The organism is Niallia sp. FSL R7-0271 (genome assembly GCF_038005785.1).
In the GTDB taxonomy this organism is placed as follows: domain Bacteria; phylum Bacillota; class Bacilli; order Bacillales; family Cytobacillaceae; genus Niallia.
Genome location: NZ_JBBOTZ010000004.1, coordinates 1 through 26,156, shown reverse-complemented (window position 1 = coordinate 26,156; position 26,156 = coordinate 1). Strand labels below are relative to the sequence as shown.

Below are 26,156 nucleotides of genomic sequence, written 5' to 3'. Positions count from 1 at the left end.
ATCTAAGTAGTGTCCCCACACTCTTAGACGGTTTCCCCTAATACCACTAGGGAAAACACTGACAGGAAGTCGTTTTTGACATCATTTTTTTAAAACTTATATATCAGTATTTTAACTGAATATAAGAAGAAAGTCAAAGCTATTTCCCGTTTTTCAGTCTATTTTGTGTGCCATTTTCTGACATAAAAAGACGATGTTTTCCTTTTATACATAAGGGAACATCGTCTTTTTTGTTGTACTAAAAGGAGCAAAGAAAATGTCAGTGTTAACACAACCAGTCAAACCTCAAAACTTCACCATCGAAGGCATTAAATTTTTCAAGAAACACTTAGAAAAAATTGAATTGGATTCACAGGTGACAGACCATCCAATAACAACATCTGAAATCTCTTTGTACATGATACTTCACCTATATACTGATGAAATGGGAGAAATCCGTTCTTTTACAAAAGATCCAGATGTAAGTGATCGTAAACTTCTTTGTATCTCTAACATTGCTTCTGAGCATTCCCTTACATACGAAACAGTTAAAAAGGCATTTGATAAATTGATAGAAAGAAAATATATCCAAGAAGTATATACAGAATTTGGGATGCATTATGAAATAGTTGATTTTGCTAAGTATAATCAGTTAATCGCTAGTAAAAATCCTGATAGATCAACATATTTCCATATCCCATTAGCCCTATTTAAGGAGAAAGTTTTCGGTCAACTGATAAAACAACGTTATCACAAAGGACCAATCCTTTTACTTAAGTTGTGTGAATTTTTCCAAAGGCAAATTGGGACTAACCGTAGATTGGTTGAAGATGTAGAGCTTGTTAAAGGTGATAGAACTATGTCTTATCTAAAAAAGACTTTAAACACAACAGCAAAAAGAGTAAGGAATTTCTTATCTATAATCAATAATGTATTTTCTTTTATTCCAGTAGATAAAACGCTTAAAACTCCATCTAAAGATCGTATGAACAGAAGAAGAGAATTTGTACAAGTGTGTATAGAAAAGTTCAATTTCACTCTAAACAGCGCATGTTATAAGAAAATTGATGAAAAAAGTCAAAGGAAGACATTTGCTACTTGGAAAAAGGAAATGTCAGCTAGAATTAAAAACGCTAAAATTCCTTTGAAATTCAGAGATAAAATAGACATAGAAAAATCTATAAGTAGAATGGTCAACTATTCTGTTCATTTTGAAGTTGTTAACTTATCTAAAGATATGTTAGGCTTCACTATTTCGTCAGTTGCAGACACGCTGGAGGAATTACATATTAAAGGGCAATTAAAATCTATTAAATCTATTGGTAGATTTGCAAACAGTCAATTTACAAAAGCATTGTTCAATTTTAAAGAAAAATATATGGACGAGTCTGACGTTATTGAGATAGGCCATGCTTACAATAAAACATATGGTACCTACCCTGACTTTTTAACACCACAGAACGCTAATAAGTAATTTTAAAAAATCGAATAACTACCTGTAGCCTTTTCAAAATTTTCAAATAGGGAGGGCTTTTTGTCATGCAATTTAATAAGAATCATTTATATTTTCTTTAATAGAATATAAGAATACAGGTTTCAATAACCAGGTATTAAGGCAATTGTATAAAACAAGGGGAAAGTATAGTGTATTTAAACTGTATTTCAAAACATCTAAAATTCATTAACTGTATTTCTAGTTATCTGAAATTTAGAGTATTGTATTTCAGAATATGTGTGAACTGAATATTGTATTTCAAATTATGTGTGAACTGTGAATATAGTATTTTAATAGAAATAATAAAAGGCTGAAACCCTTGGTGTATATAGGTTTCAGCCTTTTATTATTTTCCCCTTATATTTATTTGTTTTTTTATTATTAATTGAATTTCTTATTATTATTGATTCTTTATATATTATTGTTCCTTAAACGTTTGTGTTTACAAATAAATATAAATATATATCTTACTTGTTACAAATTTTCTTTATGTCTCTCCAAAAAAATAGCGTATAACCTAACCTGATTCAAATAGTTTTTCCTTTGACTTGAAGATAACCTATTAGAAGATTTTATAATCTGGTTAATAACCTGCTGCTCTAAATCAGCATGTTCAAAATCATTATCTATATCTAATAAGAAATCCACCCTAGCATTAAAAAACTTACAGTAGTTAATTATTACTTCTAAACTTGGCAATACTTGATCATTTTCATATGTACTGATTTGGTGCCTTGTTAGATGCAGCTGGCTAGCAAGTTCGGTCTGCGTTAAACGTCTTCCTTTTCTTAATTCTCTTAAACGATCGCCTAATGTTTTCATAAAACTAGTATATAATTTTTACAGTTTTTTTTTACATCATGCTTATAACATCTACATTTTTATTTAAAAACGAGCTTAATATAAGCATTTATCTATAAAAAAGGAATGGATATTCCTATTTCTGATGGTATAATATACACGGGTAATTATTCCTATAATTGAGTTATTTTAGTAATGATTATTCGGTAATTTGATAAAGGAGGATACACCATGTTTTCAAATAAAAAGAGTTACGAAGCTATAAAAGTAAATCAAATACTAACTATCGAAAAACAAATAAATGCTTACTCGAAGTTAACCGAGATTTATCATGATCGAATATTGGTTATAGGACAACATATGTTTACACTTCCACTTTCTTATCACAGAAAAAAGACTCCAGCTCACTCCTATTTAAGTTCTGTAAAGAATTTTATACAAACTAATCCAATTACCACTGCTAAGGATTCACTAGCCTTGAAACAGTTTATTTACATTGATATTTGGGTCCTAAACAATCTCAACTATTACAGTGCTGCCTTTATAAATGATTCAAGCAAAAAAATACAAACGTATTCTATATTGAATAATCCCACTAACAACAAGAATAAAGAAACTAAAGAAAAACCTGATCAGCGTAAGCTAAGTGGTGTAATCAGATGATATCCTTTGTTTTGTTATCCTGGCTTATGGCCTTCATTTTATTGCTTGTAAATATAAAACAGGATAAAACAAGGTGGGGGAGCTATATAGGATTTTGTGAAGGATTTGGAGGCTTAGGGATTGTTCTAGGAAAGGGAGCAGATCGTCCAGAATGGTTAATCATAATGGATAGTATTTCAACATCTATCGGTCACTTTTGGACACCTTATACCATTTTGATATTCGGATTGTTATATTCGGATGCGATTAAAAGTAAGAAAATGAAATTTGTTTCGAAAATCATATTAGTTATACCAACTATACTTGCATATACTCCAATATTTTCATTTTCTTTATATCCAGTATTCGAGACGAACTTTCCACTTATTGCAATTTGGATTATTCCTTATATATTAATAACCTGCGTCCTATTAACATTCGCTGCCTTTAGAGAGAAAAGGAAAACCATTAAAAATCATAAAATTATTACATGCATTATTGTTATTCCTTTATTTATTTTTGTAATGCTTACTAATGTAATTCTTCCAGCATTTGGTGTTAGGGGAGGGTGGCAGCTAAATCCTTTGATTATGATTACGGAGTTTCTATTTTTCATTTATTTTGGCAGCAGGTACGGTTTTTTAGGAGTGAAAATAAAGTTCGAAAAACAAAGGTTAAGTTCCACTATGCAAGCTGTAACATCAGGAACAACCTTACTAAATCATACAATCAAAAATGAAATAGGTAAGATTGATTTATTAACAAATGAATTAAAAGAAAATGTTTCAAAGGATGCTATAGAAAACGTTGATCTAATATTAAAGTCCACAAATCATATGATGGAGTTAACTAGCCGAATACAAGGAAAGCTAGACATAATGCAACTTAAAGAATCTAAGTTCCTAATAAGCCATTTAATTCAATCATCTATAGATTTAATGAAACCTCACCTTTTTTGCGTGAAAGTGATAAAAAATCTGGAAGCTGATTTTGAAGTTTATGGTGATTTTATTCATCTTGAAGAAACATGTTTAAATATCATGAAAAATGCCATTGAAGCTATGAATAAGAATGGAACAATGTTAATAAAAGTTTATCAATATAAAAAAAATCTCTGTATTGAATTTTCAGATGATGGCAAAGGAATCGAGAAAGAGAATCTTACTAAGATAATAGAACCTTTCTACAGTACAAAAAAAGAAGTGGGAAACTATGGTCTTGGTTTAACTTACTGCTATAACGTCCTGGCTAAACATGGGGGAGATATAGAGATAGAAAGCCAACTTAATTTAGGTACAACCATAAAATTATTACTACCTAAAAAGAGAATTTTAAAAGTATGGCCTAAAAAGAATTCAATAAATAAATTATCAGGGGAAATAACTTATGGATAAAATACAATTAATGTTAGTAGAAGATGATCCTGTTTGGATGAAGGGTATAGCGAATTATATCGAGGCTGAAGAAGACTTAACTGTTAATAAAAAAGCATACTCTAAAGAAGAAGCTTTAAATATAGATTGCTCTAATATAGATGTTGCTCTTTTAGATATTTCTTTATCTAAAAAAGAAGATTTTAGTGGTTTAGAAGTAGTTAAGCATTTGAAGGAAAAAGGAATAGATAAAGTTATCATGCTAACTTCATGGGAAGATCCAGCTGTAATTTTGAAGGCTTTTGATAATGGAGCGATTAATTTTATAAGTAAAAGTTCCTATAAAGAGATTCCTAACGTAATTAGAGAAGCCCATTTAAATAAAGTGAATATAAGACCAGATATATTTAATGTCATTATGAATGAATTAAAGCTAGAGCGTAAAACAAGAGTGCTAACGCCAATAGAAAGTGAAGTCTATAGGCTGAAAATAAAAGGATTTACACGTAGTCAGATAGCTCAAAAATTAGTTAAATCCACAGAAACAATTAAGAAGCAATTACAAATTATTAAGAAGAAACTTAATGATTCTGTTTCATGAAAAAAGGGGGGGGTAATATTTTAACCCTCCCCAAAAAGAACTATATCTAGTAAGATTTTACTATAATCACTTATTCGTAATGGAATTAAAGAAAGTAATTATGTATTCACGTTCTTTATCACTAAGGGTTTCGAATTTTTTTGCGAGAGAATAAATATTATTTAATGCTGGAGCTATATCTATTTTGAGAAAAGTTAATACAAAAGTAAAAATGAGTTCTATTTCACTCTCTGACATGCGTTCAATTAGATTGAATAGCTGTGTCTTTTTAGGATCAACAGAATTGATTTCTAAAGATTTTGGGGGTGGGGTATTTGGAAGTACATCATAAAGAGTAATTCCCATTGCCTCACATATCTTTATTAATAGTTGTATATTTACTGTAGTTAATCCATTTTCTATTTTACTAATATTACTTTGGGATGTTTCAGACAGTTCTGCAAGCATTGTTGAAGACATATTAATAGCTTTTCTAAAATTATATATATTTCTCCCTAATTCTTCGTTAAATTCATTCATATACGTCCCTCACAAATACCTAATTATGATAATAATATCAAAAAAAATATGTGATTATAATTTGTTCAATGAAATATTCCAAATGAAATAATTTTATTATTGACATAAATATTACAAATGGAATATTATATACATAAGGAGGTGAATACCATTAGTAGATTAAGGGATCTAAGACTAGGAAAAGGCTGGACCCAATTTAAATTATCTGAAGTGTCGGGTGTGCCACAACCTACAATTTCTCATATTGAAACAGGAAACCGAAAAAATCCTAGTCATTCTATTGTTATGAAACTTTCTAGGGCTTTAAATATTAAAGTTGAAGAAATTTTTATACAAGAGGAAGTTATTTTAGACTATCAAGAAAATTGTATGAAAGGTGATGTGTTCGGTGAACAAGGTAGTATTAGTGAAAATGTGTAGATTTCATTTTTTACCTTATGTCAATCGGGTAACTGTTCGAACTTTTGGCAAAGAAGTTTACATATTAAAGTCAAACTTAATGGTTAAAAATATGGAAACGGATGAAATTAAAAGGCTTGAAGATATCTATTATGACATAAGAACTGTAAGAAACATTAGTGGAAATATTATAGCTAAACGTACAAATAGAAGAAAAGAATTATACTTTAATTCAACAAAAGCAAGAGCAAAAGCAAAAGTTATTTAATACAAACTGTTAAAAATACGTTATGATGTGTGCAATTTATTTATTTGCACCAATGATCCTTGAAAATAAAATATGCGTGGTCTCGATGGAAATGGTCATATTCGAGTACTATACGACTTACTTGAGTTAGTGGGGGAACTGCTAAAAATCCACAAATTGACTGCATCGGTTAATATTAAACACTATTAATCGTAAGGTTGTTGGAACATGCCAAAATCCAGCAAAAAACACGTCGATGTTTAATCGTAAGGTTGTTAGGACAAGCCAAAACCTAATAAAACGTCCAGTAATATTAACTATTGGTAAGGTTGTTGGAACAAGCCAAAAACCAACAAAAATGGGGAGAAGATTGTTTATTGCTATCGGTAGGACGATATCAAGTAATAAACCCTTGTTCTCGAATGAATATGAATATACTCGCAATAGCGTTTTTATAAAATTAACGGAGGTTGCTATTATGCGACCTCCGATATAGTAAAAATGAATTGTAAACATGATAACGTATGAAACAAATTAGATTTTCCTTTAATTAATCCTTAACAGTTGTTAATAAAGAACGATAATAAAATTGAGGAGGTGTTGGTAAATAATGAAAAAAAAGGTACTCGCAACTGCAATAACAATTTCATTACTTGCCGTAGGAACAGGTGCTTATGCTTATAATGAGAAAGTTGAAGCTGCTCAACTAGAGCAACAAAGAATTCAGACAGTCGAGAAGGCTGAGAATGCTGTAAAAGCTCTTTATAACAGCGATAGAACAGCTTTAGCTTCTGGCCTTGAAAGTAAGTTGAAAGCTGCTGAGGATGCGGTTAAGAAGGTAGGAGATTCAGATGAAAAATCCCTTCTATCAAAAGAGATTAGTAATGCCGAAGAGATATCCAATATTCAATCAGAAGTTTCCAGCATCCTAAAGAATGGAGTGGTTGTTGAGAAAGCTTCTGAAAAACAAGTTAAAACAGTTTCTGAGAAGGTAAGCTTGGTTAAAGATTGGAATGAAGCAATTTATAGTTCATTAACAAAGCAATTAGATGAGGCTAGTAAGCAATTAGCTACAATTAATGAGGCATCTAAAAAAGTGAAAGAAGCAGAAAAGACATTGAAGGAAAAGGATTATGATTCTGCATCCAAACTTGTTGCAAAAGTGAAGAATGATGAAAAGCAAAGTGATCTTACTAAACAATTGAAGACTGTAAATGAAAAGCTAGTTGCTAAAACAGAAGAAGCTAAACGAAAAGAAGCTGAGGCAATTGCTGCTAAAGAAACTTCTACAGTTTCTTCTAACAATACTTCTTCTACAACTAGTGTAAGCTCAAGCTCAAGTGCAAGTTCAGTTTCTAACTCAAGCTCAAGCTCAAATAGCTCAAGCTCAGGTGGGGCAAGTAAGCCAAGCTCAAGTGCTACATATAGTAGTTCTACTGGTTCGACAAGTGGTGGTAGTTCTTCAACTGGATCAAGCAATAAAACAACTGCTACCTCAAACAATTCAGCGACTTCAAATAAGTCAAATGGTTCAAGTAGTACTAGCAAGTCAAATAGCAGTTCTACAAATAAATCTAGTTCTTCCAGTAAGTCTAGTGGTTCTGCTTCTTCTAATAACACTGGAAAAGTTTCAAATGTTGAGAAGACAGGGGAAGGAACAATTGATCCTACTGGTAATGGTAAAACTGCAGAACAAGGTTCATCGACTTATGAAAAAGGAACTTTTGAGTGGGGCGGCTGGTAATAAAGAAAAAAGTCTAGTAACTAATATATAGTTGCTAGACTTTTTTTATGCCTTTAAACGGATTTTGAGGTGAATTATTTTAATGGGTAATAAAATTAAAAAAACTAGCTTTAAATTAATTTCTGTATTTGTATTAATGACTTTATTTTTACAAATACTTGAGTACCCTTTATCTGTGACTTTTGCAGAAACGATTTCCTTAGAGGATGAAAATTCTCCTGAAGAAATTAATGAAACGAATGTAAACGAGACTGAAAAGTTGACTGGAAGAGGATACGTCTCAGGAGATGAGCCTATAGCAAAGCCGACTTTGGAGGAAATTGTAGGTGAAAAAGAGGCTGAAAAAGAAATAGACTACCTTACAGTTAACGAAAAAGGCGAGTTAATGTATGGAGATGAGCCTTTATATGTTGGTGCAGGTAACGAACTGATACCTGCCAAGCTTGATGATCTAATGAAAAAGGGTGTTAAGCAAAAACTTACAGTAGCAACAGCGGTAAAAAGCATTATATTTGGTAAAATCGTAAGTGCTGCGTCTGCTCCAGATATTGAATACCGTGGACAAATTAGTTATGGAGGTTCAATTGTAGGTGATTTTCGAGTTAATGGAGTACAAGCTTTCTGTATTGAACACGAAAAGCCTACTCCTGGTACTGGAGCATCTTATGAGTCTCCTGTTCCCTATAATAATGCTAAGATCCTGAAAGCTTTGTATTATGGCTGGAATGGCCCTGAAAATATATTTGGTAGTGATAAAGCACGCGGTATTGTGGTCACATCATTGGTTTTATCTAGGCTTTACAATGGGGATTATGCAGGTGGTCAAAGTATTTCAGGTTACGATAAACTGTGGGACTTATCTCAAAATGGGTCTGTACCTGATGATGATGTATCAATGTATAGAGAAAAGCTGACAGTAAGCTTTTCTAATGGAGTTCAAAAAACCCAAACTACTAAATTTGAAGCAGATAAATCAAATACTTTAACTTTTACTATTCCTGATGAAGTTAAGTTGATTAATGAGACGGATAACTACTCTAAACGTGGTGGGAAGGTAACAGTTTCTGGTGGGGATTGGTTCTATTTTGAGGCACCTTCAGATTATGCTGGAAAGCTGGATACAGGAAATATTAGAGGTTCTATGAAAGCTTTCCAATCTATAATCTCAGTTCCTAAATCTTCTGGCTATCAAACATTGGGTTATGGAGAATGGTATACTGACCCTGCTCAAACAGTCCGAATTCAAGCTCAATTTGAAAAGCAAGAAGTTACAATGTGGATCGACCATAAAGATAGACAAACAGGAGAAAAGATTTTAGGAGAAAAGAAAACAGTTACAATAGGTGACAGTTATAAAGTGTCATATAAGAATAACTTGAAATCAGATGGTCAGGATGCCTTACTCGATGATGATAAATCAAAGAGTGGAACTGTACCAAATAAGAATTTCACTGTAACATTTTGGTACACTACAGCATGGGATTTATATGCAGAATATAAGGACTACCAAACAGGTGAAACCATAAGAAAGACGGATAAGATCGGTACTTATAAAGTAGGTACAGATTATAACTTTGATGCTAGGACAAGTATAACTTATCAGGATATTTCTTATAAATTAAGAGGTTCAGCAGCTAAATCGGGTACAATGCCAAGGAAAGACAAAACAATTACACTTAATTATGATCCTTATGTGTGGGTGAATGTTTGGGAACAAAATATGTATCCTGAAAATGATGTATTCAATCATATAAAGGAAAGATATAAAGTAGGTACAACAAATAAATTTACGGCTCCAGATACACATGAGTTAAGTGGTAATAGAATTTATGATTTATTTGGCAACAATTCCGTATCAATTTTAACTCCACATAATAATGATGCTTCGCACACTTTTGATTATAAGCTTCGCAGAAGTGTTACAGTCAATTATTTGGATGAAAGAACAGGGGAAAAGGTTGCTGAAGTAAAGACATATAATCTACACGAAAAGGATAAATACTCAGAAGGTCCAATCACTATAAAAGATGGTAAATATACCCTTCGGTATGTCAGAACTGATGGGGATACGGAAAGTGGAATAATGGGAACTAACAATATTGTTATTAACTATTATTACGATAAACCGTTGATTAAAACTGGTTTAGAGAAAGTACAAATATATACAGCTAAAGCAGAAGAAGGATTACCAGTTCGAGTTTATCTTTCAAAAGTAATAAATTACAAAGGTGATAGTACTAAAATAAAAGACTATGATGATATGAATAAAACAATAAACGTTTCTTTATATCAAGGGTCTACAAAGATTACAGATAAGAAATACACGGCTTCCAAACTTCCTGAGTATTTGGAGTTTGAAATCCCTAAAAATAAGTTAGCAGTTAATGAAAATAAAACATATACCGTTAAACTTGAAGGGTTTAATAAAAATGATTTTGATGTAATTAAAGGGAAGGAGAGTCTTGCGACAAAAGGGTATACAGCCTTTGAAGGTACTGTTACCTTCGATGTGAAAAGAGAGTCTGCACATGAAGGTAGTAAATCTTATGTTGTTATGACAGAAAAGACACCTGAAACAACAATGAAATCATTTTATGAGACTATTAAATATGAGGCTACACCTTTAGAAAAGGTAAGAACTGGATATGGAGTAGAAACAAAAGTGAGTTTTGATTACAGCAATGAGCTGGGAACAGATTATCAGTTCGCTACAAAGGTTAATGAAAATAAAATTTCCTTCTATGCTCCTGATAGTTTAAGAGATTCCTATCTTGATTATCCAACTGAAGGATCTGATATGAAAATAGAACTTCTCAATAAGGAAACTTCCAAACAGCTAAATGGTGATTTTGTCCGTTCCAATGAGTTTATCTTTCCTCATATGAATGTTGAAAAACTTACAGGAAATCTATTTACGGATGAGCAAGTAGCTAATAAAGATAGTAATATTACAGATGAGCTTCGAGATGGTGGTAATAAATTCTATATACCAATCTGGAATGACTTAGGATCATATGACGTATCTTATAAGTCTACAGAAATCGGAGCAAATAAGGTGAAGCTTCAAATAGAAGATAATATTAATCTTTTTGCTCATATGTATGTTCATATAGATTCTGAGACGATTGATCAGGACGCAATACTTTTAAAACCAGTTAATGGTGATGATCCATTCCCTGAAGGGCTTCCAGCTGGCTGGACTCAATCAGATATAGATTGGATAACAAAATAAAATTCAGAAGAAAAGAAGTCTTTTATTAAAAAGACTTCTTTTTTTATTAGGAGGAAATTAATATGATAAATATTTTAAATGATTACTTTTGGATAGTACTTATAGCTAGTGGTTTGTTAATGGTTCTAACAATCGTGACTAGAGTTAAATTGGCGAAGGTAAAGAGAGATAAAGTACTTTATAACATCTATAGTGTAATTCTTGTAGTTGTTTTTCTACTATTAATCGCTTATAAAATGGACTTTTTTAGATGAGACATGCTCCCAAGTGGATGATTTTATTTTTAATCGGAATCATCGCTATTGTTACAGTTAGCATCTATTCCATGCAAAGTTACAGATATAACGATTTAACCAATGTTTTAAATGAGGCTGCTAATATTGCACTTACTAAAAGCCTGGATAACAGCACAAGGGCTATTGAAGATAAAGCAGCTATAGTTGAACCAGTATTTGAGGAAAAGTTTAAGAATCAATTTGAAAAGTCAAATGTGAAAGTCAATGTGAAAAGTTATAGCTTTGAATATTTAAAAACCAGTGATGGTTATTTAAAAGCAGTGAAAATAAAAGTTACAGATGATGAGGATACGTTGTATCAAACGACTTTTGTAACAGATATTGTAAATGGTTAAGAGCTTAGGAGAAAGGAAGGTATGTAATGTCTATATCTGAGGATCTCTTATTAGAGATTAAAAATGATCTTAGAGAGAATCATGCTGAGGAATTTCAAGAAGCATTTGCTGACTTGGAAACCAGAGAAGTACTAAAGAAAATTATTGCTAACAAGCATGGTTCTATTTTAAATGATGATGAAAAACTGGAATCCGTTGTAAGGGAGCTAGTAGGATTAGGATTGGTTGAAGAGTTAAGGGAGGATTTAAGAGTTACGGATGTTGGCTTTGATGGTACAAAGTTAATTGTGGAAGGAAATGGTATCGAAAAGTATTCATTGGAAACTGTTTCTGAAAATGAAGTAATAAAATTAATAGCTAAATTTTCTAATTCTACTGGAAAAGAAATTTCAAGTAAAAATCCAATCCTTAACACTAGTAAAGACTTTATGCGATTAAACGCTGTTCATAAACAAAATGCACCTAGTGGAACTACAATGGCAATTCGTATTTCTCGACCATATATGGCATTAAGCGAAGAGAACTTTAAGGATTTTGCTCCTTTAGAAATTTTAGAGTTCTTAAAGGCTGCTGTTAAGGGAAGGTCAAATATGGTTATTGCTGGGGAGACTGGTTCAGGGAAAACCGAATTTCAAAAGCTTTTAATGAGTTATATCCCTTTTAAAGAAAGAATGGCAGTTATTGAATCAACCATAGATATTTACGCAAAAGAATTATGGCCTAACAAGGATATATTCAGTTGGTTAGCAACTGAGGGAGTAAGTATAGAAGAGCTAATAGCATATGCTGGACTCAGAAGTCATCCCGTTTGGATTATAGTTGGTGAAATCCTTGGAAAAGAAGTTTATCAAATGTTACAAGGGATTTTGACAGGACATAGATTTATGACTACTGCTCATGCTTATGATGCCAGAGCTATCCCAAAACGTTTACTTGGTATGGCGAAATCTGGTTATGAAGTAGACGATAAAATGTTTTTAGATGATATCTATAGTTATGTTCATTTTGGCATTCATCTAAAAAAGATAAATGGTCGACGTTTCTTATCGGAAATTGTAGAGTTTCATGGAGATCACACAGCTACCACAGTTTTTAAACAAAGAATGAAAAAAGATGGCTCATTAGATATATCATATGGAGAACTTAGTCAGGACTTCTTTGAAAGAATTCACGAATTGGGTTCAGACTTTGAAGGATTTAAAAGGGATGAGGAATAATGAAATTATTTGGTGAAAGCAAAGTATTGAGTATAGATGAGCTGAATGCTTATCGTACTGCATATGGAAATCCTTTAATGAAAAAGGAGATTTTTACGGCTTTAGTAGTTCCTTTTATGGTTAGTTTTTTCAGTGTTTATGTTCTTACCTACTATTGGTGGTTGGCACTAATTGCTGGAGTTGTAGGTGTATCTTACGGGTTCATAGTACTAATGAAAATTAGCGTGGAGCGTATCTATAACCAAGAATCCATGATACAGAGAAACAGATTTATAAATACAATGACTAGTTTGTTAGCTAATCCAGATGAAACAGTCGTAACTGCTTTAAAATGGTGTGCTAAGGAAATCGCTAAAGGTGAATTAAAAAAGGAATTGGATCAATTAATCGTTGATTTAATGGATGCTACACCCAAACAAGTCCAGTCCGCATTTAATTTATTAAAGGAAAAATATACTAGTGATTTTGTTTTTGGTTTATTTATGGACAACCTAGTTACGGCTTCGTTAGAAGGAAGAACAGATATTAAAAAGATAAAGGAACTAAAGTCATGGCATAATGATGTGTTAGAGCAAAGAAATATATTTATACAGAATAAAGTTTTGTATAAGAGACAATTTAAAGCAACAACTTTATATCCTGTAGTAGTTGTCGGCATTTTAACCTTTGCAAGGGGAGTAGATGCTTATTTACTTTATTACGCTCACAATATCATCGGTTGGGTGTGTAGTGCCATACTAATAGGAGCATTATGTTTTTACTTTCATTCCCTTCAAATGAACTTAGCAGATGATGAGGTAATGGAGGTGAAAATGTGGAGGAAATAACTGAAATACCTATAGAAAAAACAAGAATGCAGAGATTTTGGCATTTAGTCGCCGAACAAGATCTGTATGAAATGGTTGAAAAGTCAGGGTTTGGAGAATACGAGTTTTATTTGTTCCAGAAGAGAAGAATGAGAAATGCGCTCTTGTCTACTCTTGCTGCAGTTATTCCAGCTTTTCTAGTTAGTCCCTGGCTATCGTTGTTATCTATAATCTTTTTCGTTTATTCTTGGAGAAATGCTTACACAAAAGAAAAACATGAATATAACGGTCTAGTATATGAAAAACAAATTTCATGGTATGTTTTTCAACGATTAATTGTCACCTATCTACAGGATTCAAATGAGTCTATCATAACTACTTTTCGAAAGCTGTTAGATCGCTTAGAGGATGGAGAATTTAAAAATAATCTGTATCGGTTGATTATTGATATAACGGAAAGTCCCAATAAGGTTCAACCATATATGCAATTTGCTGAAGTAGCTGCAGGGGGAACCGATGAAGCTCGCACGTTTATGACATCACTTTATAATTATACAAACCACACAAGTGATAGCAGTATTATTGATGAGTTAAGTGATATAGCTAGAAAAGCAATGATGCGAGGTATTGAAGATATTCGAAAACATAAAGAAAGAACATTTATTATGTATCCAACTAAACTGACTATGGTGAACTTTATACCAATGATTGGTTATATGGCTGGGGCTGCCTTTGATATCTTTACCCGAAATATGAACAATCTTTAAGAGAAATGGGTGGTTAAATGTATGCAGAAGACGCTGCTGGCGAATTTTCATTACAGATTATGTTAATGGCCTTTGTCATGTTTTTAATGGCTATAACCATATTCTTTGTAAGTTATATTCAATCATCTGACTTTAAGACTTATATAGATGGACAGATTGAACGCAATGGTGGATTAACTTCAACTGCTGTTGAAAATATAAATGAGTACTCGAATAAATTTTACGATGGCAAGTTTGAGGTTACTAGTTTATCAGGTTCAGATAAAAAGTCATTTGGTTCAGAAGTAAATTATATAGTTACTGGTAATATTGAAGTTTTTTTCTTTGATCTACCTGATCAACTAATTACATCTAGAGGGAGTGCCGTAAGTAAAGTGAGGTGACTCAGTTGCAAAGTGGTGTAAGAAATCTGTTGATGATAGCAGGTGTTGCAGTTTTAGCAATACTCTTGGATTTTTCCTTTAATTATTTTGATGTATTTAAGGAATTTGCAAAACTAAACTATAGAGCAATTATTTTTAAATAAATTTATTCCAAAACACTATTAAATATAGTGTTTTTTCTTTTAAGGAGGTGATTCAATTCATTAATAAATAAAAGGTTTTGAGGCTAATTAAGGGAGTAAGGAATTAAAAAATAAAAAAATTAAAAGAAAAGGGAGTTTTTTGATTATGAGTTTTGAAGCAAATGCAGATCGCAGTATTAACGGGATTTATTCATTAATTATTGGAGTGGCAATTGGAAGTATATTAGCTGTAGCACTGCCAGCTGTATTCGAATCATTAGTGGATGTTATGAACAATAAAATTAATACAATCGGCATGATTACTTCTTTACCTAAAGTAGTAAACTTCGCAAGCCCTAATATGGTATTGGATAGTGTCCAATCAGTATTTAAAAACGTTGCCTAAAATTAAGGGATATTAAAACTATTTTGAAAGAGGTATTAAGAACATGAGATTATCGAAAAGTAAATTTGGGATATTAGCATTAACAGGAGTTATGTCATTAGGGTTTTTATTCGGAGGTAATTCAGCGTTTGCAGCTGAACAAGCAACAACAAAGGCATCTACAGGTATTCAGAGTGGAGGGTATAATGTTTCCTTGACAAGTCCTCAAGATTTAAACCCAACAGTTACTGTAGGTACTTCTACACAAAAGGTAGTCATTGGAAAAATCCCAACGATAAATGTAGAAGATTTAACAGGTACTGGTTCTAATTTCTCTTTGAAAGTTAGTGCTACTGAATTAACCGAAAAAACACCAAGTGGTGGTTTTAAAACAGGTTCATCAGCTTTAAAACCATTTAATTCTATGGTACTTAAAACAAATTCTTCAACCATATCCAATCCAAATGTAACATTCAGTGGAACTTCTGGTATTAACCTTGCTGGAGAGACATCCACTACTTTATATTCTGGTAGTAATGCAGGGGGAACAACGACAATAACTGCAGATAATGAAATTTATGTGACAGTTGCACCAAATAAGGTAACTGTAGATCCTGTTAACTATCCAGGTGGTCCAACTCCTTATGAAACTACTGTTAAGCTAAGTGTAGTACAGGGGTTATAATGCGTAAGGTTAGTATGAGACAAAAGAGACTAATTTCTCTTTTGTCTTCTTTTGTTATTTGTATTGTTCTTTTTAATTCCAAGGCAGCTGCTGCAGATCAATATGTAACTACGGCAACAGCTGGAGTCCAGAGCCAAGGGGTCTATTTAACAATTAGTAATCCACAAATATTAAATCCGTTAGTAACTGTAAGTGCAGAAACACAAAAAATAGTGTTAGCAAAGTTTCCAGAAATTAAAGTTGAAGATCTTACTGGAACTAATAGTGCGTGGTCACTGAAGTTATCGGCTACTCCATTAACAGAGAAAGCACCTGCTGGAGGCTTTAAATCAGGAACTTCGGCAATAGTTGGAAATACAATTCAGTATCGTGTGACATCAGAAGCAATCTCCAATACGAATATAACAAGAACAGTTTCAGGAGCTGTAATAGATAAAATGACAGCAACGCTATATGGTGGAACGCAATCTGGAACGACCACTATAAATGCAGTAAATGAAATAACAACAACAATAACACCTAATAAAAATATGGTCGATTTAATCAACTATCCAACAACTCCGACACCTTATGAAACTACGATTACATTTAGTGTGGTTCAAGGGCTTTAACACATAATAGAAAGCCAGGAGCGAAACTTCTGGCTTAAAGAAAGGGTGACATTAGATATGAAAAAAATAACTTTATTAATAGCAATTTTACTTCTCTGTATTCCTTCCATTTCTTTTGCCAAAGACAACGATAAAACAATAGGAAGTAATTACATCATTACTCCTATCTACGAAGATAATCAAAATCCAAATCAAACAGGTAGATTTCAGTTATCACTAAAAAAAGACAGCAATTATCCTTTATCTTTTCGTATTCGCAATGATTCCAATAAAGCTATTACATTAAGTCCACAACCATTAAATGCTATTACTGAAAGTGGGGGTTCAATTGGGTTTATAAAAGGTTCAGATAATAATCAGTATACAGAGAAGGGATATGAAGTGGCTTCCCATTTGAGTATTGAGGAAACTGTAGAACTTAAAGCTAATGAAGAGAAGGTTATTCCCTTTAATTTAAATACAAAAGATTTAGAAGATGGCACCTATTTAGGTGCCATTTCTTTTAGAGAAGAACAATCTGGAGAATCTACAAGTATTAGTAATGAGGAAAAACAGACAGGCACAATTAAAACAAATTATGAAATTGAAAAAATTCTACCTATTGAATTTACGATAGGAAAGCCAACTGCAATTGATAACAAATCATTAGCTAAGTCTTTCGTTAAATCTGTGAGACAAGAAGACGGTAATTTAAAACTTGATGTAGAAAATGATAATGCTGCCTTAGTAGATGGAGGGAAAATCAATATTACTGTTTTAAAAGATGCTTCAAAGGTGTTCTCTTTTGAAACAAACTTGCAGTTAGCTCCAAAATCAAAGACAACTTTAGAAATTCCATGGAATGGAGAACTATCCAGTGGTGATTATAAGGCATCTGTGGAAACAACTTTCAACGAGAAAAGAAGTGGAAATTCCTTTGATTTTTCTATCGCTAATAAAGAAGTAGAACAGGTGGGGAAACAAACATTCAATGATGAAAAAATTGTTGTAAAAAGTGATTCTAACGGCTTGCTTATAGGTTGTTTAATAGGAGTCTTAATCGTACTTCTTATACTTGTACTCGTCATAATGAAACAAAGGAAAGTAATGAAAAATCATAATGGATAGAACCTATCCCTTTAAAGGTGGTGATATAGAAAAGACTAATGAATTATATAAAAGATTGGGGGGGTATAAATGGAAAAGCAACAAGATCATCCAGTCATGGATGTTGTTAATGAGGGAGTAAAAGAAATAAAGAGTGTTCTTGAGCAAAAAGGATTGTCTCCTGAAGAACCTGCAATATCTGCTTTATTAGATAAACATTTCTTGAAAATGGAAAAGCTTTTAACTGAATTCACAGAGAAAATGGAAAAGGCTCCTTTAAAGGAAATTCCTCAATTAGAGATGAATATTGTCGGAAAGCTAAAGAGATTATTCACTGATCTTACCGATGGTTTAAAGCAGGTAGTGGTAGGTACGAAAGAACAAGTTCGCACTGGAATTGAGAATAAAGTAAATGATATCAAAATTGATATTCATAATAAGATTGCTTCTAAGGTTCAGAGTGTAAATGATAAGATTAAAAACTTTACCGATACTCTAGATGAAAAGTATTCACTTATAGAAAAAAAAGGAATACCCGAACAGAATCTTAGTACTGAATCAGGAAATAAGTACTTGAAAACAGAATTGAAAAATCTAATGAATCCATATTTAGAAACGCTAAAGGAAAAGCACAACAATTTATTTACTGATGTACAAAATGAATTTACTCAAGGAAATGAATGGATTTTAACCATGGCGGCTAGTCGACAATCAAATGATTATCACAAGTTAACAGTTGACTTAAATACTGGAGAAGGTGCGCTGGAGTATCGTTACATAGATAGTGAGAAACCTGTTCATAAGTCGAAAAATCGTGAAATTGTAGAAAATTTTAACATTGCAGATTTGCAGTTAACTAAAGAATTACGTAACAGGAGAATGGAACAAACGGGATCGTTAGATAAGGCACAAGAGCCTTCTGAGAAAGATTTAAAACAGAATATAGATAAACAGGATTCCCCAGCCGTTAAAACGGTTCCTGATGGTATTATCGGTTTTCAGAATGAAGGTGATGAGGTTCCAAGTGATACGTTAATTAAACAGTTGAAAAAAGAAAACAATGGGTTAAAGACTTTTTTAAATATTGTTAAAGATAAACATCCTGAAGTTTATCAATCTATCTATAGGGACTTAAAGAATAGTATTCAACAAGTACAAAAAACTGATACCCCAAAAGTCGAAGTAAAAACAAAAGAAAAAGAATTAGAATTACAAATTTAAAATATTAAATGGAAAGAAGCAAGCACTTTATTAGTGCTTGCTTTAATAAAGGAGTTATTAATATGTTATCTATTAAAAAGTTTGAAAATGTAAATTGGAAACCTATATTTCTAGTAGCTATTGCTTGCTTAGTATTTATGTTATTACCTGATGCAAGTTTTGCAGCAGAAACTACAAGTTCTGTTCAAACTAAATTGAAAAACGCTGCAACTGCAGTTCAAACAGTATTAACAGCCATCGTAGTTATCGTTGGGGTTGTAGCTGCATTGAAAATTATCGTTAAACACTTACCTAACATTGATGATCCACATACGAAAAATGAAATGTGGAAAGCTCTTGGTGGAGTACTAGCAGCTGTTGCAGCATCTGCAGCCATCATTTGGATTGCTCCTTGGGTATATTCTTTATTCAAATAATAATAACAAGAGAAAGCTTATTAAAAGCTTTCTCTTATTCTTTAAGGAGTGATACGTATGGATCAAGATCAAGTGAAACAAGTCTTATTAGAATTGATAGATGGCAATGAGAAAAGGGGACGTAAGTGGTTTTTCCCTAAGAATGTAGATAACCAGTACAAAGTATTAGCAAATATGACAATAAAAGAGTTACTTGTTTATATCCTTCCAGCACTATTGATTTCAGTAGGAATTGGAGCTATTCCACCCTACAATTCTATTGTCTTTTGGCTTATTAAAGCTGTTTTTATTGTATTAATTATTATTCTTCCAGTAATTTATGTGAATTATCGTCCTGTGAAATTTAGGGATAACATACGAGCGAAAGACTTCATTAAAGAATTTCTTGATTATCAAAAGAAAAAGAAGATGTATTTCGTCAAACCTAAAGATAAATTTTTAAATTAATTTATAACCAGCAAAAATGAAATATAGGAGTGAATAGTTTGAGCGAGAAAGAAATTTCCTTCAATGATATTAGTCCAATTGAGGGAGTATATTCCGATTTTATTTATTTAAAGGAACATGCTCTGATTACCATTATAAAAGTAAAAGGTGTGAATTTTGATTTATTATCTCTTTATGAGCAGAATTCCATCTTTGATGAATATGGAGCATTTTTGGCTCAAAATATTCATTACCGTCCTCAGACAGTTTCTATGACAGTTCCAATAAAAATGGGTCCATATCTACATAAATGGAAACTTCAACATGTGAAATCTTCGCAAGATAATGGAGTGAACGAAAATCTACGACAGCTAAGGGCTAGTTACTTATATGAATATCAGCAAAAAGAAACTGATTTAAGTATGGCTGTTAAAGCTCACTTTATTGTACTTAAAGAAAAATTAAAGAAGCCTACACTTGAATATTTACAAGAAGCTGAAAGAAGATTAACAGAAAAAAGAGAAGAAATAATAAGAGCGATCCATCAGGTATTAAATGCTTATGACAGCCAACAAGAAGTATTAAGTGCTAATGAAGCATTATCCGTACTACATCAATTCCTAGATTATAAAACGTCTATCTACAATCAACATTAAAAGAAGGTGCAAACAGTGGGTTTATTATCATCAATATTTGGAACCAAACAAAAAAGTGAGCCGAGAGTAAAAGAAGAATATCAGATTAGCGGTTTAATTGATAAAGATGTCATTGAAAGTAGATATCCCTTTGTATTTGAATTGAATCGAGAATATATTGCAGCTAGTGGAAACTATATAAAACCATATGTAATACTTAGTTATCCATCTGAACCAACAGGGAACTGGTTATCACCCTTAAAACGATTGAAAGGCAATATTACGATTTCTCAGCATCTTGAACCAGCAAATGGTGAAGTGTTGAATAGACATTATAATGAGACAATAAAAAACAAGGAAGCAGAACTTTTAAAGACATTAGATTACCAAAGAAGAGAACAAATAAAAAGAGAATTAAATACAGCCAAAAAGCAGTTGGAACAATCTCTAGATGAAAAGAGTGCTTTTATATATCTTTACACCTATATACTATTACAGGCACAATCAGAGTCAGAATTGCGTTCTCTTGAAGAAAGTTTGAATAGAGTATTGATTAAAATTAATTTAAAAGCAATTACACCCTATAGAAGAATTGATGATGCTTACTTTTCGTCTTTTCCATTAGGTATAAATAATTTGCAAGAGTACACATATGCTATGACTAATACTGTAAGTGCTAGCTCTTTCTTCCCCTTTGACGATAACGAGATTTGCGATTTAACTCCAAGAGCAACTATTGAAGGAATAAATAAAGAAACAAACTCCTGGATTGCAATAGATTATAAAGATCGAGGCAGAACATTGAATCGAAACAAAATTGTCTTGGGTACTTCGGGTGGGGGGAAATCGACTTATCAAAAAAGTAATGTACTCAGAAAAATTGCGGAAGGAAAGGATAATATCTACATTATTGATCCAGAAGATGAATATTCAAAAGATGTCATTGCTTATGATGGGACTGTTATTGATTTATCAAGTGCCAGCCCTACTCGTATGAATCCATTTGAAATTCTTTCCCAAGCATTAGACTCAGATGATGATAATGTGATTAGAAGCCGTCAACTAACTGATAAAGAAGTTGATAATTTAATAAGGCAAAAAGTTAATCGCTTAAAAGGTTTTCATAAGGTAAACATGGCAGATATGGATCAGGTTCAATTGTCCATTATATCCAATGTCTCGATGGATCTTTATGGAGAATTTAGAGAGAAAAAAGACTTAGACCAAATGAGTAATGAAGATTGGCCGATTTTAGAAAATCTTTTAAATGCCTTATTAGCATTAAAAGAAACAGATATGAAAAAATTTGAATTAATAGAACGTTATTGTTTTATTTTAGAAGACATGGTCTATGGTTCTAGTACACTTTTTAATGGATATACCAATGTAGACATGAGTGCAAAAATTATTTCCTTTAATCTTAAACCATTACAAACAGAGAAAGAATTACAAGCTGCTGCATATTTAAATACTTTTAGTTATTTATGGGAGCTTTTCACAAGTGATGTTTCCCAATCGGATGAGCTATATTGCGATGAGTTCCATTTCTTGTTGAAAAATCCTGAAAGTGCAGATTTCTTTTTTCAAGCATATAAACGTTTTAGAAAATATAACGCTGGTGCAACGGTCACTACTCAACAAATTCAGGACCTTCTCGATGCACCTGGGGGGATTGGTGAGGCTATTGTAGGTAATAGCTATACAAAAGTAATGTTTGGTTTTGAGCCACGGGAAGTTCAACAAATAATTAATCGTTTAAAAATTCCATTATCCGATAAAGAAATTCATTTTCTACAAGCTAAAAAACAAGGGGAAGCGCTAATTATATATGGTTCCCAACGTGCTTTATTAAAAGTTGTTTTGACGGAGGAAGAATTACGTTTATTAAATCCAGCTAAATACGAAGAAAAAACAGGACGTAGTGCAAAAGAAATACCTGACTGGTCTGATAAAGTATTATTATCTCAAAATGAAATTAGCCAACTAACGAATGAGTTGAATAAAGTTGAGGGGTTCTAAATGAAAAAAATAACGATGATGGATAACCTTACTCTTTACGTCAATAAGAGTGAATATAAGATAGAAATTGACGAAAAGTTTACGAAGGTTTCTAGCCTTGATGAAATAGAAGACTTGGAGCAATCGCTACCAGGTTTTTTTGATGTAGAAAGCATTAGTCGGCAAAATAATAAAATCTATTTGATTTACGATATACCAAATACATATCAAACGTTGGAGAATGCTAAAAAATATGTACCAGTAATCAAACTACAATTGATAAAAAATCTTTTGGATACAGATCCATTATTAGAAGCAGAGGGAATGACATATTTAGATTTAACCAATGTCTTTTTTAAAAGCTTTAAGGATATAAAGGTACTTTATCGTTCAAATGGTTATCTACCATACCATAAAGATTTAAGCACATTGGAGCAATATAAGTTGTTTGTTTTAGGTTTCTATAGTGATAAATTTTCTTATAAAAGGTTTTTAATTAATAAGGATAATCTGTTAAGAAAAGAAAATAACGAATTCATGTTTACAGTTAATGCCGTTACATCTTTTGCAGAACTTAAAACTTTAGTAGATAACGAACTAGAAAAAGAACAATCAAGATTTTACGAAAAAGTTCAATTCCAAGCTATAAGCAAAAAGAAGGGGAAGAAACGAAAGTTTTACCTATGGGGGTTAGGTGTTATCGTTTTAGGTCTATTATTTGCAGGTTCTGTGAAACAGGTAGAGAAATCTGTTGCAGCTGAGTATAGGAATGATATAGCTACAATGAAACTAGATAATGAATTAACCTTTGCTGTATCAAGCGGTGATACTAAAAAGGCAAAAGAATTAATGAAGAAAAAAGGTGACAATCCTGAAGATATCGCAACGATGCTTGTAGAAGCTGGGAAATTTGACGAAGCTATCGCCTACGATAAAACTATTGAAAAATATGTTGTTTCTTATCTATACAAAATAGGACAAAAAGAAAAGCTATTGGATTTGAAATCAAAGTCAGCATATTTAAATATAGAGAAAGAAATTGTAGAATTCGATGCAGATGATTTGGCATCAAAAGCACCACTTATTGAAGATAAGGAGACTCTTCAAAGATTGGCTTTAGCTTTTATAGAGCATGAGGACTTTAATTCTGCAAAAGAAACATTGGAAAGAATGAAAAGCTCTGAAAGCTTTCAATTGACTAAATCGGAGAAAAAACAGGTAGATCAATTACTGAAGAAATCAAAGTTAGAAATTGAAATTAGTAGTCAAAATGAACAAATTTCACTGTTAAATCAGGATGATAACTTTGCAGAAACAGAAGAAGAAAAAGCAAAAAGGGAGAAAGAATTAAAGGAATCAGAGGATAAACTAGTTGATTTGCAAAAGCAGCTTATTAAGGTAGATGAAGATTTAGGGATGGATGATTAATGGATGCTGTAACAGTTAAAATTGCCCTAACTGCAGCCCAACAAGCAAAGAAACATTGGAAGAAGCTAGTACTTATTGTACTAGCTTTTTTTATGGTTATGGTTATTGGTGTCATGTTGCTAGTTGGGGGCGATCAAGGGAATTCTGGAACTGCCAAAGTAAATGAAGCTGTTTTAGCATGGAAACCTGTAGTAGCTGGATATGCAGAAGAGTACGGAATACCAGAGTATGTCGATGTTATTTTAGCCATCATGATGGTGGAAACAGGTGGAGAAGGATTAGATATTATGCAGAGTTCAGAATCACTTGGACTTCCCCCTAATTCAATCACTGATCCAATAGTTTCTATTGATGCTGGAGTTTCTCATTTGGCAAGTGTAGTAAAAAGCGCTCGTAAAAGTGACTTAGACTTTTGGACTCCTGTTCAAAGTTACAATTTTGGTTCTGGGTTTAATAGTTATGTAGGGAAAAATGGAAAACAATATTCCTTTGAACTAGCTAGTGCCTTTTCTAGCAAACAAGCAGGAGGTAAGACAGTTAAGTACAGTAATCCAGTGGCCGATTTTAACGGGAACGTTCGCTATGCATACGGAAACATGTACTATGTCATGCTAATTCAGCAATATCTTTCTGCTCCAGGATCTGGAACAGGTGATATAGGTAATGTAGATGCTTCTGCCTTAGGTGCGGAAGCCTATCAAGATTTAATGGCAGAAGTACAAAAATACGATGGCTGGTCTTATACCTGGGGTGGATCAAGTCCAAAGATTGGTTTTGATTGTAGTGGGTTAGTGCAATATGCGTTTAAATTGCTTGGATATGATTTGCCAAGAACTGCAGCTGAACAGGAATCTCATTCGATACCAGTAGCTGAACCACAACCTGGGGATCTAGTATTCTTCAAGGGGACAAATCCTAGTCGACCAGCTAGCTCTATTACACATGTAGGCATTTACGTGGATGATAAAAGAATGTACGACGCTAACAATGGTGGTATTGGGTACTCGAACTGGAATCAAGGCTACTGGAAACAACATTTGGCTGGTTTCGGTCGAGTTGTTAAATAGGAGGAACAGGAATGAATACAAAAATTTTAGTCGCACTAGTTATAATGCTGGTCGTTTCTATTTTTAGCAATATAGCATTAGGCTTCAATGTTAGTAGTGAGAGCAAAGACAATGAAAAATTCGAGAAAGTAAATAAAGACTTAAAATCTCAAGTAAAAGAACTAGAAAATGGTTTAGATAAGGCTGAAGGCGCAATAACGGATGACCAATTAGCAGGTAATGAGGAAGCCAAGAAAACGGTAGAAAACTTCTTTAATACTCAATATAACTACTCTACAGGTACATATAAGGAAAAATTCCAAAAGATAAAAGCCTATGTGAATGAGGACGTTTATGGACAATTGATGTCTGCTGGTGTACCCGATACCCCAAACATAAAATTTGAAAATAATATTACTAATATGAAGTTATATATGGCTGCTAAAAACAAAGAACTGACTGGATTGGTAGTATTGGATACCGTTTATACGATTGATGGTGTCGATAGTCCAGAAACCACACAAATATATGAAGTTACTGTTGCGGAAGAGGATGGAAGACAAAAAATCATCTCTCTAGATGTACTAGGCACATTTGCTTCTATGTCAGAAAGTTGAGGTAACAAAATGAAAATAAAAGTGATAAGTTTTACCTTGCTTTTTATCTTTTTATTTTTCTTTTCTTTGTTCATTGCAGGTTTTTTTCCTTTTATTGCGGAGCATAAAAAAGAATTTAGTACAGAGTTATTAGGTGATTATTCTATAAATATTCTGGTTCACCCATTTGAAAATATTAATGAAATGCATGAAGAAAAGAATCCAATGTTATATGTCTCAACTGCAGCTGCGTTTGTTTTATTCATCTATTTACTATTTAAGTCCCGTCATAAAGACTATGAAAACGTTGGGGATAAATATGGAGTTCAAGGTTCTTCTAGATGGGCCAGAAATACAGAAATTTTTAAAGTTCCTGATCAAATTACTATTTTGCCAAGTAAAAGTATGTATGACGAACTTAAAAGGACACTGAAGGATAAGGATAATGAGGTGAAATAATGGCAACTACTGAAAAAACAAATGCAAGTGGAATAGTAATGGGGATTAAAGATGGAAAAGCTTTAATTCAACATGAGACAAGCAAATTAGCTAATAGGAACTATTATGTAGTAGGAGGTCCAGGTTCATTTAAGACACAATCTTTTGTTTTGACCAACATGATTAATATAACGGACTGCAGTATTGTTGTTACTGATCCGAAAGGG

Annotated in this window: 30 protein-coding genes; 28 read left to right on the top strand and 2 right to left on the bottom strand. The window is 32.5% G+C overall.

Annotated elements, in window-relative coordinates; translation table 11 throughout:
- The first annotated feature begins 256 nt into the window (after positions 1-256).
- Positions 257-1,453: a hypothetical protein gene (locus tag MKX82_RS29280; RefSeq protein ID WP_182102378.1), complete on the top strand. Its 1,197-nt coding sequence runs from the start codon at positions 257-259 to the stop codon at positions 1,451-1,453.
- Positions 1,454-1,948: 495 nt separating this feature from the next.
- Here the strand turns inward: MKX82_RS29280 and MKX82_RS29275 are convergent, their stop codons facing one another.
- Positions 1,949-2,296 carry a helix-turn-helix domain-containing protein gene (locus MKX82_RS29275; protein WP_182102377.1) on the bottom strand — a complete coding sequence of 116 codons (348 nt, stop codon included), beginning with the start codon at positions 2,294-2,296 and terminating at the stop codon, positions 1,949-1,951.
- 210 nt (positions 2,297-2,506) lie between these two features.
- Here MKX82_RS29275 and MKX82_RS29270 point away from each other — a divergent pair, with 210 nt between their 5' ends.
- From MKX82_RS29270 to MKX82_RS29260, 3 genes are read left to right on the top strand one after another with little or no spacing between them, the layout of a single operon-like run.
- Positions 2,507-2,938 (top strand): hypothetical protein, encoded by a 432-nt coding sequence (locus MKX82_RS29270; RefSeq protein ID WP_182102376.1) that lies wholly within the window; start codon positions 2,507-2,509, stop codon positions 2,936-2,938.
- Entirely contained in the window at positions 2,935-4,311 is a 1,377-nt protein-coding gene (locus MKX82_RS29265) for a sensor histidine kinase (RefSeq protein ID WP_182102375.1), read from the top strand. Before MKX82_RS29270 ends, MKX82_RS29265 begins: the two co-directional genes overlap by 4 nt.
- Positions 4,304-4,891 (top strand): response regulator transcription factor, encoded by a 588-nt coding sequence (locus MKX82_RS29260; protein WP_182102374.1) that lies wholly within the window; start codon positions 4,304-4,306, stop codon positions 4,889-4,891. The genes MKX82_RS29265 and MKX82_RS29260 overlap by 8 nt, the downstream gene beginning before the upstream one ends.
- A gap of 66 nt (positions 4,892-4,957) precedes the next feature.
- On the opposite strand, the gene MKX82_RS29255 is transcribed toward MKX82_RS29260, so the two are convergent.
- Positions 4,958-5,410 carry a helix-turn-helix domain-containing protein gene (locus MKX82_RS29255; RefSeq protein ID WP_182102373.1) on the bottom strand — a complete coding sequence of 151 codons (453 nt, stop codon included), beginning with the start codon at positions 5,408-5,410 and terminating at the stop codon, positions 4,958-4,960.
- 117 nt (positions 5,411-5,527) lie between these two features.
- Between MKX82_RS29255 and MKX82_RS29250 the strand changes: the two genes are divergently transcribed.
- From MKX82_RS29250 to MKX82_RS29135, 24 genes are all read left to right on the top strand, one after another.
- Complete coding sequence (locus tag MKX82_RS29250; RefSeq protein ID WP_182102372.1) at positions 5,528-5,830, top strand: helix-turn-helix transcriptional regulator; 303 nt, start codon at positions 5,528-5,530, stop codon at positions 5,828-5,830.
- Positions 5,799-6,077, top strand: coding sequence for a hypothetical protein (locus MKX82_RS29245; RefSeq protein ID WP_182102371.1), 279 nt, complete (start codon positions 5,799-5,801; stop codon positions 6,075-6,077). Before MKX82_RS29250 ends, MKX82_RS29245 begins: the two co-directional genes overlap by 32 nt.
- A 589-nt stretch (positions 6,078-6,666) precedes the next feature.
- Positions 6,667-7,800 (top strand): hypothetical protein, encoded by a 1,134-nt coding sequence (locus MKX82_RS29240; RefSeq protein ID WP_182102370.1) that lies wholly within the window; start codon positions 6,667-6,669, stop codon positions 7,798-7,800.
- An 82-nt stretch (positions 7,801-7,882) separates the two neighbouring features.
- A complete protein-coding gene (locus tag MKX82_RS29235; RefSeq protein WP_182102369.1) occupies positions 7,883-11,032 on the top strand; it encodes a MucBP domain-containing protein in 3,150 nt (1,049 codons plus the stop codon).
- Positions 11,033-11,303: 271 nt separating this feature from the next.
- Complete coding sequence (locus tag MKX82_RS29230) at positions 11,304-11,663, top strand: hypothetical protein (RefSeq protein WP_328170219.1); 360 nt, start codon at positions 11,304-11,306, stop codon at positions 11,661-11,663.
- Between the two features lie 26 nt (positions 11,664-11,689).
- A complete protein-coding gene (locus MKX82_RS29225) occupies positions 11,690-12,880 on the top strand; it encodes a CpaF/VirB11 family protein (protein ID WP_182102367.1) in 1,191 nt (396 codons plus the stop codon).
- Positions 12,880-13,707: a hypothetical protein gene (locus MKX82_RS29220; RefSeq protein ID WP_182102366.1), complete on the top strand. Its 828-nt coding sequence runs from the start codon at positions 12,880-12,882 to the stop codon at positions 13,705-13,707. Before MKX82_RS29225 ends, MKX82_RS29220 begins: the two co-directional genes overlap by 1 nt.
- Entirely contained in the window at positions 13,695-14,453 is a 759-nt protein-coding gene (locus MKX82_RS29215) for a hypothetical protein (protein WP_182102365.1), read from the top strand. Before MKX82_RS29220 ends, MKX82_RS29215 begins: the two co-directional genes overlap by 13 nt.
- Before the next feature lie 17 nt (positions 14,454-14,470).
- Positions 14,471-14,836, top strand: coding sequence for a hypothetical protein (locus MKX82_RS29210; protein ID WP_182102364.1), 366 nt, complete (start codon positions 14,471-14,473; stop codon positions 14,834-14,836).
- A 5-nt stretch (positions 14,837-14,841) separates the two neighbouring features.
- Positions 14,842-14,979, top strand: a complete 138-nt coding sequence (locus MKX82_RS29205) for a hypothetical protein (protein WP_182102363.1) — start codon at positions 14,842-14,844, stop codon at positions 14,977-14,979.
- A 145-nt stretch (positions 14,980-15,124) separates the two neighbouring features.
- Positions 15,125-15,364 carry a hypothetical protein gene (locus MKX82_RS29200; protein WP_182102362.1) on the top strand — a complete coding sequence of 80 codons (240 nt, stop codon included), beginning with the start codon at positions 15,125-15,127 and terminating at the stop codon, positions 15,362-15,364.
- Between the two features lie 43 nt (positions 15,365-15,407).
- Positions 15,408-16,028 (top strand): hypothetical protein, encoded by a 621-nt coding sequence (locus tag MKX82_RS29195; RefSeq protein ID WP_182102361.1) that lies wholly within the window; start codon positions 15,408-15,410, stop codon positions 16,026-16,028.
- A complete protein-coding gene (locus MKX82_RS29190; RefSeq protein WP_182102360.1) occupies positions 16,028-16,639 on the top strand; it encodes a hypothetical protein in 612 nt (203 codons plus the stop codon). The genes MKX82_RS29195 and MKX82_RS29190 overlap by 1 nt, the downstream gene beginning before the upstream one ends.
- 57 nt (positions 16,640-16,696) lie before the next feature.
- Complete coding sequence (locus MKX82_RS29185; RefSeq protein ID WP_182102359.1) at positions 16,697-17,746, top strand: WxL protein peptidoglycan domain-containing protein; 1,050 nt, start codon at positions 16,697-16,699, stop codon at positions 17,744-17,746.
- A gap of 69 nt (positions 17,747-17,815) precedes the next feature.
- Positions 17,816-18,946: a hypothetical protein gene (locus tag MKX82_RS29180; RefSeq protein WP_182102358.1), complete on the top strand. Its 1,131-nt coding sequence runs from the start codon at positions 17,816-17,818 to the stop codon at positions 18,944-18,946.
- An 8-nt stretch (positions 18,947-18,954) separates the two neighbouring features.
- Positions 18,955-19,362: a CagC family type IV secretion system protein gene (locus tag MKX82_RS29175; RefSeq protein WP_341082254.1), complete on the top strand. Its 408-nt coding sequence runs from the start codon at positions 18,955-18,957 to the stop codon at positions 19,360-19,362.
- A 57-nt stretch (positions 19,363-19,419) separates the two neighbouring features.
- Complete coding sequence (locus MKX82_RS29170) at positions 19,420-19,809, top strand: hypothetical protein (RefSeq protein ID WP_182102356.1); 390 nt, start codon at positions 19,420-19,422, stop codon at positions 19,807-19,809.
- Between the two features lie 38 nt (positions 19,810-19,847).
- Positions 19,848-20,444, top strand: a complete 597-nt coding sequence (locus tag MKX82_RS29165; protein ID WP_182102355.1) for a hypothetical protein — start codon at positions 19,848-19,850, stop codon at positions 20,442-20,444.
- A 15-nt stretch (positions 20,445-20,459) separates the two neighbouring features.
- Positions 20,460-22,442: a VirB4 family type IV secretion system protein gene (locus MKX82_RS29160; RefSeq protein WP_341082252.1), complete on the top strand. Its 1,983-nt coding sequence runs from the start codon at positions 20,460-20,462 to the stop codon at positions 22,440-22,442.
- A complete protein-coding gene (locus MKX82_RS29155) occupies positions 22,443-23,849 on the top strand; it encodes a hypothetical protein (protein WP_182102353.1) in 1,407 nt (468 codons plus the stop codon). It begins immediately after the preceding gene.
- Complete coding sequence (locus tag MKX82_RS29150; protein ID WP_182102352.1) at positions 23,849-24,916, top strand: bifunctional lytic transglycosylase/C40 family peptidase; 1,068 nt, start codon at positions 23,849-23,851, stop codon at positions 24,914-24,916. The genes MKX82_RS29155 and MKX82_RS29150 overlap by 1 nt, the downstream gene beginning before the upstream one ends.
- A gap of 11 nt (positions 24,917-24,927) precedes the next feature.
- The gene (locus MKX82_RS29145) at positions 24,928-25,512 is read left to right on the top strand and encodes a hypothetical protein (RefSeq protein WP_182102351.1); all 585 of its coding nucleotides are present in this window, start codon (positions 24,928-24,930) and stop codon (positions 25,510-25,512) included.
- A 9-nt stretch (positions 25,513-25,521) separates the two neighbouring features.
- A complete protein-coding gene (locus MKX82_RS29140; RefSeq protein WP_182102350.1) occupies positions 25,522-25,950 on the top strand; it encodes a hypothetical protein in 429 nt (142 codons plus the stop codon).
- Positions 25,950-26,156: type IV secretory system conjugative DNA transfer family protein (locus MKX82_RS29135; RefSeq protein WP_341082251.1), on the top strand; the 207-nt coding region annotated here is incomplete at its 3' end. The genes MKX82_RS29140 and MKX82_RS29135, both read left to right, overlap by 1 nt.